Genomic DNA, 15,682 nt, shown 5'->3' with positions numbered 1-15,682 from the left:
TGTTTCCTCTTAGCTTTGTTCTGATGCACAGTCACGGATTTGAATACCTTGTTCTTTGGCATATTTCTGTGATGACTCTTCAATAATGGGACGTAAGAAAGTACGATCGGCTTGCACCCAATCACTGATGACATTCCACTTTGAACCATCCCATTGTTGGAAACGAACTGCGCCACCACCTTCATGATCTTCACATGACAGCTTCAAAGGTTGAACCAATCCCGTTGCACCAAGTTCTTTTAAGCGTTGATCATTTAAGTTCAGATTTTCAAACCCCCAGCGAACTTCTTCACCTGTTAAAGGGCGTTGACCAAATTTGGCTTGTGCGACACGAACCGCTTCAACATTGAGAATGCCATTGACCACACCCAGGTTGTAATACACTGTACCAAAGCGTGTGACATCGCTTAGATCAGACTGTTTTTGATCTATGACGAGTTGCTTGATGTCTTGAAGAACTTTGAAGTTTGTTCCAGAAGGATGCGTGGTAATCGAGATAAACCCTTTTGCTGCATTGCCTGCAGGAGCCGCGTCTTCTTCCGAGTTACTCCAAATATTACCAATCACTTTGTCGACTGGGTAACCGACTTTTTGTGCAGTTTTGAGTGCAACAGGATTCATGACACCCCAACCACGTAAAATCACCCAATCGGGTTGAATTCGACGAATGTTAAGCCATTGTGATTGTTGTTCATTACCTGGATGAGGGACTTCAATATGGTGTACTTTAAAACCATATTTTTTAGACAGCGCATCAATGACAGGAATGGTTTCTTTACCGTATGGAGAGCCGTGATAAAGCACCGCAATGCTCTTACCTTTTAAATTCGCAACACCCCCACTTTTTTCGCCCAAATAGTTAATGATCGCAGAAACCTCACTATACGGATTTAACTGTAATGGGAATACATAGGGGAAAACTCGACCATCAGTAGAGTCGGTACGACCATGGTTGATGGTGATAAGAGGAAGTTTATCTTTGGTTGAACGTTCAAGTGTCGCGTATGCGATACCGACTGAAAGCGGATTGGTCGCAGCGGCAGGTGTTCCATTTAGGCCCTTTTTCAGGCGTTCATAGCATTCAACGCCTTTCTCGACCACATATTCGGTTTCACATTCAGACCAAACCAATTTCACGCCATTAATACCGCCTTGTGCATTAATCGATTTCATATAGTCAATAAAGCCACCATAGAAACCTGTTCCACCTGCTGCATAAGGCCCTACGCGATAGCTTTGCAAAGGGAAATATTGCGCTTTACTGTCTGAAAGTTCACGGGTCTGATTGGCTCGTGCTGTTTCAGAGGCTGGGTTTTTCGCTTCAGGCTGTGTTTTTTGCGCATCTGTTTTCATATTGGATGTAAGCAAAACAATAATCGCCAAGATGACGGCAATGCTAATCAACCAAAACCACAATAATTTAAATATTTTCATTTGGATTCTCTTATTTAATCGTATTGTTAATGACGTAAAGGCCATACTCTTAACCGTCTATACAAACGTGTGTATAGACGAGCAATTCCTTCGGGTTCCTTAATCAGAAAATAAATAATTAAGACCCCGAATATAATTTTTTGAATATTTTGTAATAGTGCTTGGTCGAAGCTTTGCCCAAAAAAGCTACTGCCGATTAAGCTCAAAACGATAGGTAAAAGCACAATAAACGCCGCCCCAAAAAAACTCCCTGCCAAGCTGCCTAAACCACCAATAATGATGATGAATAAAATCTGAAATGAGCGATTAAGGTCTAAGCCATCAGCTTCGACGGTTCCTAAGTAGGCAAAAGCCCACAGTGAGCCGGCAATACCGAGATAAAAGGAGCTTATAGCGAAAGCCAAAAGTTTTGTTTTTACGACTGGCACACCTATACTGATCGCAGCCGTTTCCATATCACGAACCGCTTGAAAGTTACGTCCGTGTTGGCTGTTGAGTAAATTTCTGGCTAGAAAAGTAAGACCGACCACAATGCCTAGTGTGAGTAGATAGTGTCCAACAGGTGAATTGAGTGAAATGCCCAATATGTCAAAGTGAGGTGCAGTAATCACACCTGAAGCGTTGTAATTGGTAAACCATCCGTATTGGGTAAAAAGCCAAGGCACAAAAAACTGGGCTGCAAGCGTAGAGACAATTAAGTAAAAGCCTTTGATTCTTAAACTGGGTAAGCCCACCAGAATGCCGAAAATCGCAGCGATCAGTCCACCCAAAAATATACTGATCAATAAAGGCAGTTGGGGAATACGCAATTCTAAGTTATAGGTTGCAAATGCCCCGACAGCCATAAAAGCCGCTGAACCTAAAGAAAGCTGTCCGGTATAGCCAGTTAAAATGTTGAGTCCTAATCCAGCCAGTGCTAAAACCAAATAAGGCACCAAAATCGCATTAAATACGTAGTCATTTCCTACAAAAGGAATGAATAGAAATGCCACTGCTAATGCAAACCAGAACAAAATGCGATGTTGTTGTATTTTAAAGATGTGTTTTTCATCTTGATAATTCAGAGCGAACTGACGTGCTTGTGAAAATAAAAACATGGCTAGACCCTCGCGACTTGTTGTTGCCCAAATAAACCTGTTGGACGGACCAATAAGAAAGCAATGGCAAGCAGATAGGGAAACCAGTTTTCAATACCCGAACCGATGATGGCACCCAAATAAATTTCAGCGAGCTTCTCTGTTGCCCCAATAATCAATCCCCCTACAATTGCGCCTGATATGGATGTAAATCCCCCAATAATCAGTACGGGTAATGCCTTAAGTACAATGAGTGATAATGAAAACTGAACGCCCACACGCGCGCCCCAAAGTAAGCCTGCAATCAATGCAACAAAGCCTGCAACCGTCCAAACCATAATCCAAACATGATTGAGTTTGATGCCCACCGACTGTGCCGCTTGCGGATCATCGGCCACAGCACGAAGCGAAATACCAAAACGAGTTTTGCTAAAGAGTAGGGATAAAATAATGACCAAAGTACCTGCGATTGCGGTCGCAAATAAATCAAATTTGCTGAGCATGATGCCGTGAAAATCAATAGGGACATCTGCAATGCCAAGGTCTAAGCCATGTACTTGAGTCCCCCAAACTGTTTGTGCAACCCCTTCAAGCACATAGCTTAAACCTAAGGTTGCCATGAACAGCGTAATGACTGAACGATTAATCAAATGCCTCAAAATCAAAGCATCAATGAGCAGCACAATAACAAAAATTACGAATAATGTGACCATGAAAGCCACGGCAAAAGGCACACCTCGTTCAGTTAAATTAACAAAAGTGAGTGCTGCAAAAAGTACCATGGCACCTTGGGCAAAATTAAAAACGCCTGATGCCTGATAAATAAGCACAAAGCCGACGGCAACCAATGAATACATTACTCCAGCTAAGGTGCCACCGAGTAAAACTTCCAAGAAAAATGACATTGAATAAATCTCTTATTTTTTTAGATCAAATATGAATCGTGGGTGTATGGGCTCGGTATGCTTTAACTGGCTTGAGCCTGAGCAATACCCAAATAGGCACTTAATACTTCTGGATTCGCTTGAATTTCAGCCGGTGTACTGTCCGCAATTTTCTTGCCATAATCTAAAACAATGACGTGATCTGAAATATTCATGACCACAGATAAGTCATGTTCGATCATCAAAATGGTGATGCCGAATTGTTGATTAATACGTTTTACAAATTTTGCAATATCTTGTTTTTCATCATGGTTCATCCCAGCCATAGGTTCATCTAAAAGCAGTAACGTGGGTTCTGAGACTAAAGCACGGGCTAATTCGACACGCTTTTGTACGCCATAAGATAATGTGGAAACCATACTGTCGCGATGCAGTTGAAGATCAAGTAGAGCCAGAATTTTTTCAACGGCTAAACGTTGTAAATTTTCATCTTGTTTAATCGATGGCAAGCGCAATAAAGCCCCAATCAGTGGATAATGGCTCTGTAAAATCCGACCTGTTAAAACATTATCTAAGACGGACATTTGCTTAAATAATGCAAGATTTTGAAATGTACGTGCGATACCCAAATGCGGTGAGTGCTTTGCTTTGTAACGCTGAAGTAATTTTCCTTGAAAGAAAATTTGTCCCTGCTGAGGATGATAAATCCCATTAATAGTGTTAATGACGGAGCTTTTCCCCGCGCCATTCGGACCAATCAAGGCACAAATCTCGCCCTGTTTTACTTTAAGACTCAGATCTCTTAAAACCTCAGATGCAGCAAAAGACAAATGTATATGTTCAAGGATGAGTACGTCTTCATGGGTGATGGGGATGGACATGCAACTCTCCATAAGCTGAATGATGATTGAATGTTGTTAAGTCGCTTGATGGATCATTCTTGAGATCAAACTGCTTGTTTTTCCAATAGGTTTGAGACTGCCAAGAAGACAGTTTGATGCCTAAACGTTGATAAAATTGACGCGTTCGCGCTGAGCTTGATTCACCGACAACAATTGCAGTACGCAAATTTGAAAAGCCTAATGAAGCCAAAATAGATTGTTTAAAAAATGCATTGAATAATTTTTCAAATGGCCCAGACGTGTCGGACTGTTGACTTGAAAAATTGCTATGCCAATTTTTTAAATTTGGAAAGATTTTAAACATCCAGCTGTTTGGGTTAGGCAGCTTCTGCTGCACAATATTTTCAACCCGTGCATAGGTCGATGATGTCCCCATGATCAATGTCGGAGAAATCATCTGACGGTCTTGATCACGAGTTTCGAAATTTTCAGGAATATTCAGACAAAAGCCTGCGATTAGCCAACTCGTAAACAAATAACGAATATGATCATGACTGGTAAAACCACGAGTAATAAATGCCTGTTCGTCATGATTGAGATGATGGGTTTCAATCAAATTTTCTGCTTCTTCAATCAAGCTTTGAGCATGATAAAATGCATAAAAATGTTGACCATTTTGAAACTTGTGGAAAATGAATGCGATGTGCTTTTCATCAAATTCATTTGTTTCGGCTGGATGTTTAAGAGCTTTGTTATCTGGTTGACTAAATTCAAGATCATCAAACTGATTTATTCTGTCTAAAATGGAATAAGTACGATCGAGCTGTCTGGGATTTAAACGGTTATCTTGCAAATAAAAAATGATGCTATTTAAATTGAGCGTCGGATTCAGCCCCAGTGTTGTTTGATCATCGAGTTGTTTCAAATCTTCAATGAAAATCAAATCAGGTTGGATGATCTGGAGTGATTGAGATAGATTTGAATCGTGTTGTTGTTGTTGTTGTTGTTGTTGTTGTTGTTGTTGTGAGTCAATCAACTGAACAGAAATCCCTAATATCTGTGACGCAATGCTGAACGCGAAAAAATGCACATTTGGAGCACTTGAAATCAGGAGGCTTAGATTTTTCTCGCTTTCAAAGTCACTTTTAAATTCATTTAAAACCGCGACATATTTTTGAAAGACGTGAGCTAAATCTAGCCATGTCCATTCCTGCCAAATCCCGAGTTGCTTATGGCGTAATGCAACCTTTTGCGCTTTGGACTGAACATTTTTAGCAAAAATAGAAACTAAGCTTTGTGTAGAAGCAGACATAAACTGAATAACTCTAAAAATAGTGATCTTCAAAAATAGTGATCTTTAAAAATAATGATCTTTAAAAATAATGATCTTTAAAAATAATGATCTTTAAAAATAATGATCTTTAAAAATAATGATCTTTTTCAAAAATGCCTCATTCAAAAATGCGACAACATGGATTTACCATTTCATTTTTTATGCCAGTTTTTTTATTTAAATAACTTCAACGGCTTAGTGTTTTTTTTATTTTAACTGGTGATTTATCAACATATTTTTCTCAAGCACATGTTGCTTTTTAAACAGTTGTTTATGGCTAGATTGAATAAGTTTTAGACTTTTTGAGATGAGGCTGTGACTGTCAGAATTTAATTTTACTTTGAACATCACTTTGAACATGATCAAAAAAATATGTCTTTTTTCAAAAATGCTGTGTTGTTGAATTTTAAATGGATTGTTGGAATATCAACAATGGAGGATCAGTATAGCGTTCTAAATTCAATATTTTATTATTAAAATTTTATTTAAGTTAAATATATCAATCATTTATTGTTTTATTTTTTGTTGGTATGCTGTTTACAAAGGACATCCCAAGTCATTTTTAATCTTAAAAAATCAAGGCTTAAAACATTTAAATAAATGATGGGATTTTAAAATTTTATGAATAAGTTTAGAACTTTATCAGCAACATTGCTTATTTCAACACTCTCCATTTCAAGTTATGCCGTCGACTTAGATTCAGGTGATTATGATGCGGCACCTTTTTCCTCAATGAAAAAGCAGACCTACCTGCAGGACTTTTTTATAGTGATGCAGGTGATACCGAAGTGAAAGGTGTGGATGCTGATAGCACGACACAATCCAAATTTTGGTTAGGTGGAGGATATTCTCCAACTGCGACAACCCATCTGTTGCTGACCTGTAGACGCGATATTGATGTGGAAAATGGTTTCAAAGAAGACAATCGCGTGAATTTTAGATTTTTAAAAATATTTTGATTTAAAACCATGTCCTGACTTACTACGTTAGGAAGATGCAGAAGCAATGCAGAACCGATGCAAAATACAGGCGGTATTTGAACCCGTAGAGCGCCTTTTTTCCAGCATTTCAAATAAAGTGAAATAACAATTTAGGTGTTTTGTTCAATATTAAAATGTCGTCTTTCATGCAAAAGGTGATGTCGTTTTAATAAAGTTCGGATGACATTGCGCGTGATGCCTAAAAGCTCGGCTGTTTTGACTTGGTTTTGATAACAGTAATCATATGACGTCGCAATAATCATACTTTCCAAATGATCCCAAATGTTTTCAGGAATGTGAGAAGAAGAAAATATTTTTTCTAACTGTGCTTCAATAATGTCATAAGGGCTTAGGTCACATTGATCCAATTTTGCAGATGCTACTGGAATATATTCAAAATTTTCAAAAATTTTATTGAACTTTAAATGTTCTTTTTTAATGGTATTTCCTTCGGCAACCAATACCGCATAGTGTGCGATATTTTCAAGCTCACGAATATTACCTGGCCAAGGATAACGATATAACAGTGCGATTGCCGTTGATGATATCTTGAGCGGTTCAATGCGTTGGGCCTTTTTGCTGTAGAGATCAATAAAGTGTTGAAATAAAGGTAAAATATCACCTTGTCGTTCTCGCAGAGGTTTCAGTTCTAATTGAGCAATATTGATTCGAAACAATAAGTCTTGTCTAAACCTTTTCGCACTCACTGCTTGATCCAGATCAATGTTGGTTGCGGTGAGTAGCCGAACATGAATGGGAATTGCCTGTCTTGCACCGACACGAACCACCTCTTTTTCTTGCAGTACACGCAGTAATTTGACTTGTAATTTCAGTGGTAAATCACCAATTTCGTCTAAAAAAAGCGTTCCGCCGTCTGCTGATTCAAACCAACCTTTACGCTGTCCAGTTGCACCGGTAAATGAACCTGCTTCATGTCCAAAGAACTCGCTTTCAGCCAACTGATCATTGATTGCACTACAGTTCACCGCCAGAAAAGGACCTTTACGCCCACTCAATTCATGTATATGTCGTGCCACTAACTCTTTGCCTGTACCTGTTTCACCTCGAATTAAAATCGGAGCATCACTGGGGGCTAATCGTTCGATCAGATGGAACAGTTGCTGTGAAATAGGATCATGAAATACAAATGCTTTTGCACGAATAGTATGCGGTTGAGCATTGTTGCCATCTAAAGATAAGATGCGAGTGGTCGCATTATTCATGATTGAACCAGATTGATGAATTGTGATTTGGTTTAAATATTAAGCGATAGTTGATGTGTGATTTATATCAATTTTTCGCAAGTTTATATGTTTTGTTTATTATAGAAGTACTTTATTTATTCGATATACAAAAAATGAGCCTGATCATTCAGGCTCTATTTTAGATTCTAAGCAGGTCGATCCATCATCACTCAATCCTGCTTTACATCATTTTAAAAATTTTTTTAAGCGTGGGGTGATGAGGCTTCTAAGCGTTTATTATTCATATACAGTCGTGTGAGTAAGAGCACACATGCAATGCTTAAACCGACAATCAGTCCAATCCACACACCTGCAGGTCCCATATCAGTAAAGCGAGACAAATAAACACCCACAGGGAAGGCGATGACCCAATATGCAATCATGGTGATCCACATAGGACCTTGAGTATCTTGCATACCACGAAGACATCCTGCGGCACTGATTTGCCATGCATCCATCAGTTGATACGCCACAGCAAATAGAACGAGATAAACCGCAATTTGAGTCACGACTGCGTCAGATGTATAAAGCGCCACGATTTGATGTCTGAACACCCACAGTAAAATCATGGTCATCAATGCCAAAATGGTAGCTGTTGCCAAACCAATCCATTGCACTTTGCGCATAGCCCCCCAATTTTGCTCTCCATAATAAGTACCAATACGGATGGTCAACGCAATCGCAAGTGACATGGGAATCATAAACAGTTGTGAGGTAATCGAGATGGCAATTTGGTGTGCAGCCACGATGGTTTCGCCCAAAGGACTTAAAACAATTGCAGCAGTACTGAAAATACTCACTTCAAAGAAAATAGCTAAACCAATAGGAAAGCCGAGCATTAAAATACGTTTTAGCCAATAAGGATTAATTTTCTCACAATGGGTCAGCGGTTGCGTACTTTGGTAAACCTTATTTTTAAAAATATAAATTGCCAGTGTAATAAACATCATCCATTGCAAGATCGCTGTTGCAAAACCACAGCCAGCACTACCTAAAGCAGGAATTGATCCTAAACCATACATAAAGAGATAGTTCATCGGAATCAGCACCAATAGCGACAATAAGCTGATGACTGTCACAGGTCGAGGATGTCCAATGGCTTCAGAATAGCCACGCAATGCTGCATACATCGTCACTGCAGGCATACCAAAACCAATCGCATGTAAGAACAACCCGGCTTTAGGTTGTAATGATTCAGGGACGCCTAGAATCGGTAGGGTTGCAGGGAGTAGTTGCAAAATTAATCCCGCGATAATCCCCAATACCAAAGCGACCCATAAAGATTGACGTGTAATGGTCGCGATTTTTTCAGGTGTTCGAGCACCATATGCTTCAGCAACCAGAGGTGTGGTTGCAATCATGATTCCACTAAAAAGTAGCATCACAGGAATCCAAAGACCCACACCCACTGCAATAGCAGCAAGATCTGTAGCAGAGAGATGCCCCGCCATAATGGTATCAATTAAACCCAAACCTGCTTGAGAAAATTGGGTAATCAAAATGGGGATCATCAAATGGAATAGTTTTTTTAATTCATAGCTCAATGATGTCGCAGATGAAACATTAGACACAAAAAGTACTCATATATTTTATGTGCTTAGATGTAAGGTTTAGCGTTGTAAAGTGAGAAGCACACCAATAAAAATCACCACGCCACCCAGTAAGCGTTGCCCATTAATCGGTGTTTGATCAGCCCCTAAAAAACCAAAATGATCGACGATCATAGAAGTTAGAATCTGTCCAAAAATAATTAAAGCGGACAATGTCAGAAAGCCTAAATGGGGAGCAGTATATAAACTCATACTGATCGCATAAACACCAAGTAATCCGCCGATCCACAAATACCAAGGGATTTGTGAGATCAGTTCAATACTTGGTTTTTCCACTTGTTGAAAAAACACCATGACGGCGAGCAGTATTGTACCAATGAAAAATGATAAAAGGGCAGCTTGTAAGGGTGAATGTAAAAATTCGCGAAGTTGTGTATTGATCGCTGTTTGAATGGACATAGCAATGCCAATTCCAAAGGCGAGCGGCAAAAATAAGAGCAAATGGTTCGATATTTTCAACATGCTTATTTCTCACTTATTGCTTATAAATTACTCTAAAGTAAATTTAAAACAATATCGGCAGTGTAGTGATGTAGACATGTTAAAATGTGATTTTGAAATTTTTGAGCTTGTTCCTTGGCTGATTTAAATCCTTTATCTATTCCTTTGTCTCTATATATCCATATGCCGTGGTGTGTGCGTAAATGTCCATACTGCGACTTCAATTCTCATGCAGTGCCGAACGGTGCGTTAACTGTGGAGCTTGAACAGGAATATTTACAGGCTTTGGTTGAGGACTTTAAAACGCAGGTTAATTTTACTCAAGGTCGCCAAATTCATAGCGTCTTTATTGGTGGGGGAACACCATCGCTTATTTCAGCAGTAGGCTATCAATGGTTGTTCGAACAACTCCAAGCCATCATTCCTTTTGAAGATGGCTGTGAAATCACTTTAGAAGCCAATCCGGGTACAGTGGAACACGATCCGTTTGCCGATTATTTAGCGGTAGGGATCAATCGATTGTCGATCGGAGTACAAAGTTTCGATACTGATCATTTAAAGAAATTAGGTCGAATTCATTCGAATAACGATGCGATTTCTGCGATTAAGAATGCGCATGAGGCAGGCTTTGAGCGTATTAATGTGGATTTAATGCATGGTTTGCCAGAGCAGTCACTTGAACAGGCGCTTTTAGATTTAAGGCTTGCGGTGGAAAGCGGGGCAACGCATATTTCTTGGTATCAATTGACCATTGAACCCAATACGGTGTTCTTTAGAACTCAGCCCATTTTACCTGTAGATGAAGTGCTTGAAGACATCCAAGAGCAGGGTGAGGCATATTTGAAAGCCAATGGTTTCATCAATTATGAAGTATCCGCTTGGCGTAAAGAAAAGCCATCTGCGCATAATTTAAATTATTGGGAATTTGGAGATTATCTGGCGATTGGAGCAGGAGCACATGGCAAAGTCACTCTGAAAGATGGTGTTTATCGTTTTCAAAAAACCCGCTTGCCCAAAGATTATCTCGCCAAAGTTCCTGCTGAAAACTTACAGTTCAAAAAAATTGAAGCTGAGGAAATGCCTTTTGAATTTATGATGAATGCATTGCGTTTGAATCATGGTGTAAAGGCTAAAATTTATACAGAACGCACAGGATTAAGTCTGTCTGATTTAGAAGAGAGGCTAAGATCTCTTCGTCAAAGACAGTTGATGGTGGATGAACAGGATCATCTTGCTTGTACTGAGCAAGGGCATATATTCCTCAATTCAGTGTTGGAAGAATTCTTATAAAGGCTGAACTGAATGTAAGGAATTGATGAAGAAATCTGTTGCTACGTTAAAATTTATACTTCGAATGTAAGCAAACCTGATTTTATCGACATCTGTTGAGAGAATGATCAAATACATTTTTTAATTCTTTCAAGGTGATGACATGAAATATTTTTTAACAACCGCATTATTAGGTTTTGCACTGGTTGGTTGTGCAGACAAGAAAGAAGCGACTACCCCGACTTCTGCTGAACAAGCGACGAGTCCCGCTACATCAACAAATACAGCAACTAACACAGCAACTAATATAGCAAATAATGAAACAGCAACTGCGATCGAGCAAACAGCCCAAGCAGAACAAGAGATTCACTTTACAGGACCTAACGATCTTACGATCGGATTAAAAACCACTGATAATTTTGAAACAGCACAGTTAACGGATAATTCGGATCAAACCTATCAACTCAAACGCGTTGTTTCAGGGAGTGGAATTCGATTGGCAAATGAAGCGGGTGTCTCAATCCACTTTAAAGATTTTAATGGTATAAAGGAAGGTACTGTTGAGCTTGTGAAAGATAAGCCCATTGAAATTAAAGAATTTAAAAAGTAAGCTGAGTGACAGATCTGTAATTTAAAAATAGTCATTTCAATAACGATAAGTTAAAGCACAGTAATTTAAAGATGAGCTTTAACTATTTGAAAATAAGTCATTTATGCTTTATTTCTGAATGCTGTTAGGAATGAGAGACTTCAAGTTATAAAATTTGAAGTCTTTTTATTTGAGCGATATCTTCTAAGGTGGCGGTGTTTGGGATTTGGTGGCAAACCAACATAGAATTGCGCCTGCAGTCACCATAAATACACCTTGCCAGAAGGCAAAGGACAGTGATGTTTTTAACAGGATTGCAGCGATCACAGCGGATAGCACAGGTGTGAAATAGGATGCACCCGCAAGTAAGGTCAGATTGCCTGAAATAATTCCAACATTCCAAGCGGCGTAGCCTAAACCTAATGCACCCGCAGCCATAAATAGCATCATGCTAGATTGGTAGGTGAAATGTAGTGTTGCTTCACCTATGAATAAATACTTAATCCAGAGTACAACCGCGGCGAGGGCAAAGAATAAAGTCACCACATTTTTGCCTTGCGACATTTTGACGGTAATGGAGCAATAGGCGGCCCAAATCATCGCAGCCAGGAAGGCAAGTCCATAACTGATCGGATTTAGTCGTACATTTTGGTACATCTGCATTGGCTCAAATCCAGCCTCGCCACCTAAAACCCAGCAAATGCCGACTAAAGCTAAAATACAGCCAGGAAATATCAAGACATTACTTTTGACGTTATTAAAGATGATCGCAAAAATTAGGGTAAACGTCGGCCAAAGATAGTTCACCATACCCACTTCAATCGCTTGGAGATTATTTTGTGCATAACCAATGGAAAGGGCAAAACACAACTCATAGCTGACGAACATTAGGCTACCCCACCATAGATATGGCTGAGGTACAGTAGATAGTTTAGGTAGTCCAACAGTCATCCATAAGATAACTGAGGCAACACTATAAATGAGCGCTGCTCCACCTACGGCTCCAAAGCTTTCACTGACACTGCGGATAAGACCGACATTGGTACTCCAAAAGAGAATCGCAGTCAGACCAATCAAGGTCGCCATTTTCCGATTGAGCGTTGGCAATGCATTTAAAATCATAGAGCGACTCATCCAATGGGTGAAGTATTTTTAACCGCATTTCTCCTTAATATATGTGGGATAAATCAAAATAGATAGGGATCAAATTTACTATTTTACAAGTGCTTGAGCTTCAATATAGTGTTTTAAATGATTCGCCATCTCCCATTGAGAACCTATAAAACGATACAGTGCTTCAACTTCAACTTTGGTTGAACCCTGAATAAATTTTTCATCTAAAGTAACCTCAATGGTACGTTCAAATTCAGTCGTTTTGGCGTCAATACGCTCAAACTCGTAAGTAATTTTTGAGTGAATCGGAATTTGCGCGAATTGCTCAATTCCAGCAATGACGAACTTTTTATTTTTTTCAAACTCAACCACATGCCATTCATTGGTCCAGTTTTTAATTCCTGAGATTGGACTGGCGATGGATTCTTTAAACACGGTGTTTTTTCCAACTTTAATATTTTTTGGCTCGATGGCTTGAGTCACACCTTGATTAATCTTAGGCCATTGATTGACATCAGTTAAGATTTGAAAAACTTCATCTACTGGACGTTGAATCTTAACTTCAGCAGATCCGCTCGCACTGTAATTTAAGTTTTGAGTTGAATAAGTAGCTTTGTTTGTTGGATTCTGAGTATCTGTTTTGGCATAGCTGAATGTACTAAACATGAGGCTACTCAATGTAAATGTAGTAAACATCGATGCGATGAGTATCTTATTCATATGATTAACTCTTCAATTAAAGGTTTTGTTTTAAAAAGGAAACATTTTTAATGAACAGCAAAATATGACTGGGACACTTTTATTTAGCTGTTATTTTTTTGTATAAACATGAGATTGTTTAACGTATAAGCAATATACCTCAATAAAAAAGACCGCATTAGCGGTCTTTTTTATCATATTAGTAATACTAAGGATTAGTAATCAAAGCTAAAGTGTTCAGGCGCAAGTGAAGTCAAAGTCTTCGATGGATTGACCATAGATTCAGCATGACCTTGCGTACGAGGCAACAAACGTTCGAAATAGAAATCTGCAAGTTTGATTTTAGCTTTATAAAACTCAGGTGTTTCAGAACCTTCACCTGATGCTAATTTTGCAGAAGCAACCGCAGCTTGTTGAGCCCAGTAGTACGCCATCATCACATAGCCAGAGAACATCAAATAGTCTACAGATGCAGAAGATACGATGTCACGGTCTTTACGTGCTGCAAGCATGATACGAACAGTTAACGCATTCCATTGAGCACATGCTTTGGTCAAGTCCCATGCAAAACGACGCATGTATTTGTTACGTGCATGTTGACTACAGAATTTTAAGATTTCAGCGGTATAGTCACGAACCACTTTACCTTTAGAAGACAAAAGCACTTTACGACCGATTAAATCAAGCGCTTGAACACCTGTTGTACCTTCATACAACGTCGAGATACGTGCATCACGTACGATCTGTTCCATACCATGTTCTTTGATATAACCGTGACCACCAAAGATTTGCATACCGTGATTTGCTGCTTCTAAGCCAAGTTCGGTTAAGAAACCTTTAAGAATTGGGGTATAGAAACCCAATTTATCATCGTAATCATTGAATTTAGCCTGATCACCTTGAGCTAAAGCATCTGTCATTTTGTCTGCAAGCTGTGCAGCATGATAGATCATTGAACGGCCGCCTTCAGCAATCGCTTTTTGTGTCATCAACATGCGACGTACATCAGCGTGGTGAATGATTGAATCCGCGACTTTCTCAGGTTCTTTTTTACCTGAAAGTGCGCGCATAGACATACGTTCTTTTGCATATGGTAAAGAGCCTTGGAATGCCAATTCAGCATGCGCTAAACCTTGAACCGCTGTCCCAATACGTGCAGTGTTCATAAAGGTAAACATGGCATGTAAACCTTTATTCTTCTCACCGATCAAGTAGCCAATCGCTTCATCGAAGTTCAATACCGCTGTCGCAGAAGCACGAATCCCCATTTTGTGTTCAATTGAACCACAAGTCACAGGATTACGTTCACCGACACCACCATCTGCTGTTGGAATGAATTTGGGTACAATGAACAATGAAATGCCTTTTGTTCCTGCAGGTGCATCTGGTAGGCGAGCAAGTACAATATGAATAATGTTTTCAGTCAGATCATGTTCACCTGCCGAGATGAAAATTTTCGTCCCTGAAATTTTGTATGCACCATCTGCTGTCGGTTCAGCTTTGGTCTTCACTTGACCTAAGTCTGTACCACATTGAGGTTCAGTGAGACACATCGTACCTGACCAAGTGCCCGCAGTTAGATGAGGCATATAAGTATTTTTTTGCTCTTCAGTACCAAACTGCATGATGGTATTCATACAGCCCATACTTAAACCTGGATACATGGTAAATGACCAGTTCGCCGTTCCCATCATTTCTGATTTAACCAAGTTCAAAGACATGGGTAGTCCTTGACCGCCGAACTCTTCAGGATAGGACAGCCCTTGCCAACCACCTTGAACAAATTGGTCATAAGCTTCTTTAAAGCCTTTTGGCGTTGTGACTTCACCGTCTTTAAAGTGACAGCCTTCTTCATCACCTGATTGATTCAGTGGTGAGAGAATATTTTCACAAAAGTCTGCTGCACCTTCGATGATCATATCAATCGTGTCTGAATCTGCAGATTCGCCGTTGCTTAGCGTTTTGTAGTGCGCAGGATAGTCAAAGACTTCATTCATTAAAAAACGAATATCACGGACAGGCGCTTTATATGCTGGCATTTAATAATTCCCAAATCTGTAAATATTAAAAATATTCAATTGTTAATCAGAGTATGAGCTGAATTGCCAAAAAAACATTGATGTTGCACCAGTAAAAAAATGTCAGAAAAGCGAATTGGTAGAATAAAT

Annotated in this window: 13 protein-coding genes; 2 read left to right on the top strand and 11 right to left on the bottom strand. The window is 39.3% G+C overall.

Going from position 1 to position 15,682, the window contains the following annotated elements:
* Positions 1 to 9: 9 nt before the first annotated feature.
* The 8 genes from AC5YCE_RS06725 to AC5YCE_RS06690 form a co-directional block, all read right to left on the bottom strand.
* Positions 10 to 1,434, bottom strand: coding sequence for an ABC transporter substrate-binding protein (locus tag AC5YCE_RS06725; RefSeq protein WP_496124716.1), 1,425 nt, complete (start codon positions 1,432 to 1,434; stop codon positions 10 to 12).
* A gap of 26 nt (positions 1,435 to 1,460) precedes the next feature.
* Entirely contained in the window at positions 1,461 to 2,531 is a 1,071-nt protein-coding gene (locus AC5YCE_RS06720) for a branched-chain amino acid ABC transporter permease (RefSeq protein WP_496124717.1), read from the bottom strand.
* A 2-nt stretch (positions 2,532 to 2,533) separates the two neighbouring features.
* Entirely contained in the window at positions 2,534 to 3,415 is an 882-nt protein-coding gene (locus tag AC5YCE_RS06715) for a branched-chain amino acid ABC transporter permease (protein ID WP_496171475.1), read from the bottom strand.
* Positions 3,416 to 3,477: 62 nt separating this feature from the next.
* A complete protein-coding gene (locus tag AC5YCE_RS06710) occupies positions 3,478 to 4,275 on the bottom strand; it encodes an ABC transporter ATP-binding protein (RefSeq protein ID WP_496171474.1) in 798 nt (265 codons plus the stop codon).
* The gene (locus AC5YCE_RS06705; protein ID WP_496171473.1) at positions 4,253 to 5,548 is read right to left on the bottom strand and encodes an acyl-CoA synthetase family protein; all 1,296 of its coding nucleotides are present in this window, start codon (positions 5,546 to 5,548) and stop codon (positions 4,253 to 4,255) included. Before AC5YCE_RS06705 ends, AC5YCE_RS06710 begins: the two co-directional genes overlap by 23 nt.
* Before the next feature lie 1,111 nt (positions 5,549 to 6,659).
* Positions 6,660 to 7,772: a sigma-54 interaction domain-containing protein gene (locus AC5YCE_RS06700; RefSeq protein ID WP_496171472.1), complete on the bottom strand. Its 1,113-nt coding sequence runs from the start codon at positions 7,770 to 7,772 to the stop codon at positions 6,660 to 6,662.
* 224 nt (positions 7,773 to 7,996) lie between these two features.
* Positions 7,997 to 9,364, bottom strand: coding sequence for an MATE family efflux transporter (locus AC5YCE_RS06695; RefSeq protein ID WP_496171471.1), 1,368 nt, complete (start codon positions 9,362 to 9,364; stop codon positions 7,997 to 7,999).
* Positions 9,365 to 9,403: 39 nt separating this feature from the next.
* Positions 9,404 to 9,865, bottom strand: a complete 462-nt coding sequence (locus tag AC5YCE_RS06690; RefSeq protein WP_496171470.1) for a DMT family transporter — start codon at positions 9,863 to 9,865, stop codon at positions 9,404 to 9,406.
* A gap of 114 nt (positions 9,866 to 9,979) precedes the next feature.
* On the opposite strand from AC5YCE_RS06690, the gene hemW reads away from it, so the two are divergent.
* Entirely contained in the window at positions 9,980 to 11,134 is a 1,155-nt protein-coding gene (hemW, locus tag AC5YCE_RS06685) for a radical SAM family heme chaperone HemW (RefSeq protein ID WP_496171469.1), read from the top strand.
* Positions 11,135 to 11,276: 142 nt separating this feature from the next.
* A complete protein-coding gene (locus AC5YCE_RS06680) occupies positions 11,277 to 11,723 on the top strand; it encodes a hypothetical protein (RefSeq protein WP_496171468.1) in 447 nt (148 codons plus the stop codon).
* Between the two features lie 183 nt (positions 11,724 to 11,906).
* On the opposite strand, the gene yddG is transcribed toward AC5YCE_RS06680, so the two are convergent.
* The 3 genes from yddG to AC5YCE_RS06665 all read right to left on the bottom strand — a co-directional run bounded on the left by yddG (position 11,907) and on the right by AC5YCE_RS06665 (position 15,553).
* A complete protein-coding gene (gene yddG, locus AC5YCE_RS06675) occupies positions 11,907 to 12,824 on the bottom strand; it encodes an aromatic amino acid DMT transporter YddG (protein WP_496171467.1) in 918 nt (305 codons plus the stop codon).
* A gap of 90 nt (positions 12,825 to 12,914) precedes the next feature.
* A complete protein-coding gene (locus AC5YCE_RS06670) occupies positions 12,915 to 13,535 on the bottom strand; it encodes an SRPBCC family protein (RefSeq protein WP_496171466.1) in 621 nt (206 codons plus the stop codon).
* Between the two features lie 194 nt (positions 13,536 to 13,729).
* The gene (locus AC5YCE_RS06665) at positions 13,730 to 15,553 is read right to left on the bottom strand and encodes an acyl-CoA dehydrogenase C-terminal domain-containing protein (protein ID WP_496171465.1); all 1,824 of its coding nucleotides are present in this window, start codon (positions 15,551 to 15,553) and stop codon (positions 13,730 to 13,732) included.
* Positions 15,554 to 15,682: the final 129 nt, after the last annotated feature.

Source organism: Acinetobacter sp. CY79 (assembly GCF_059515845.1).
This window is presented reverse-complemented; position numbering and strand designations above follow the sequence as displayed.

Coding starts and splice junctions, on each gene's coding strand:
- AC5YCE_RS06720 (WP_496124717.1), bottom strand. CDS start 2,531: ATGTTTTTATTTTCACAAGCACGTCAGTTCGCTCTGAATTATCAAGAT.
- AC5YCE_RS06715 (WP_496171475.1), bottom strand. CDS start 3,415: ATGTCATTTTTCTTGGAAGTTTTACTCGGTGGCACCTTAGCTGGAGTA.
- yddG (WP_496171467.1), bottom strand. CDS start 12,824: ATGATTTTAAATGCATTGCCAACGCTCAATCGGAAAATGGCGACCTTG.
- AC5YCE_RS06690 (WP_496171470.1), bottom strand. CDS start 9,865: ATGTTGAAAATATCGAACCATTTGCTCTTATTTTTGCCGCTCGCCTTT.
- AC5YCE_RS06665 (WP_496171465.1), bottom strand. CDS start 15,553: ATGCCAGCATATAAAGCGCCTGTCCGTGATATTCGTTTTTTAATGAAT.
- AC5YCE_RS06705 (WP_496171473.1), bottom strand. CDS start 5,548: ATGTCTGCTTCTACACAAAGCTTAGTTTCTATTTTTGCTAAAAATGTT.
- AC5YCE_RS06670 (WP_496171466.1), bottom strand. CDS start 13,535: ATGAATAAGATACTCATCGCATCGATGTTTACTACATTTACATTGAGT.
- AC5YCE_RS06680 (WP_496171468.1), top strand. CDS start 11,277: ATGAAATATTTTTTAACAACCGCATTATTAGGTTTTGCACTGGTTGGT.
- AC5YCE_RS06725 (WP_496124716.1), bottom strand. CDS start 1,434: ATGAAAATATTTAAATTATTGTGGTTTTGGTTGATTAGCATTGCCGTC.
- AC5YCE_RS06710 (WP_496171474.1), bottom strand. CDS start 4,275: ATGTCCATCCCCATCACCCATGAAGACGTACTCATCCTTGAACATATA.
- AC5YCE_RS06700 (WP_496171472.1), bottom strand. CDS start 7,772: ATGAATAATGCGACCACTCGCATCTTATCTTTAGATGGCAACAATGCT.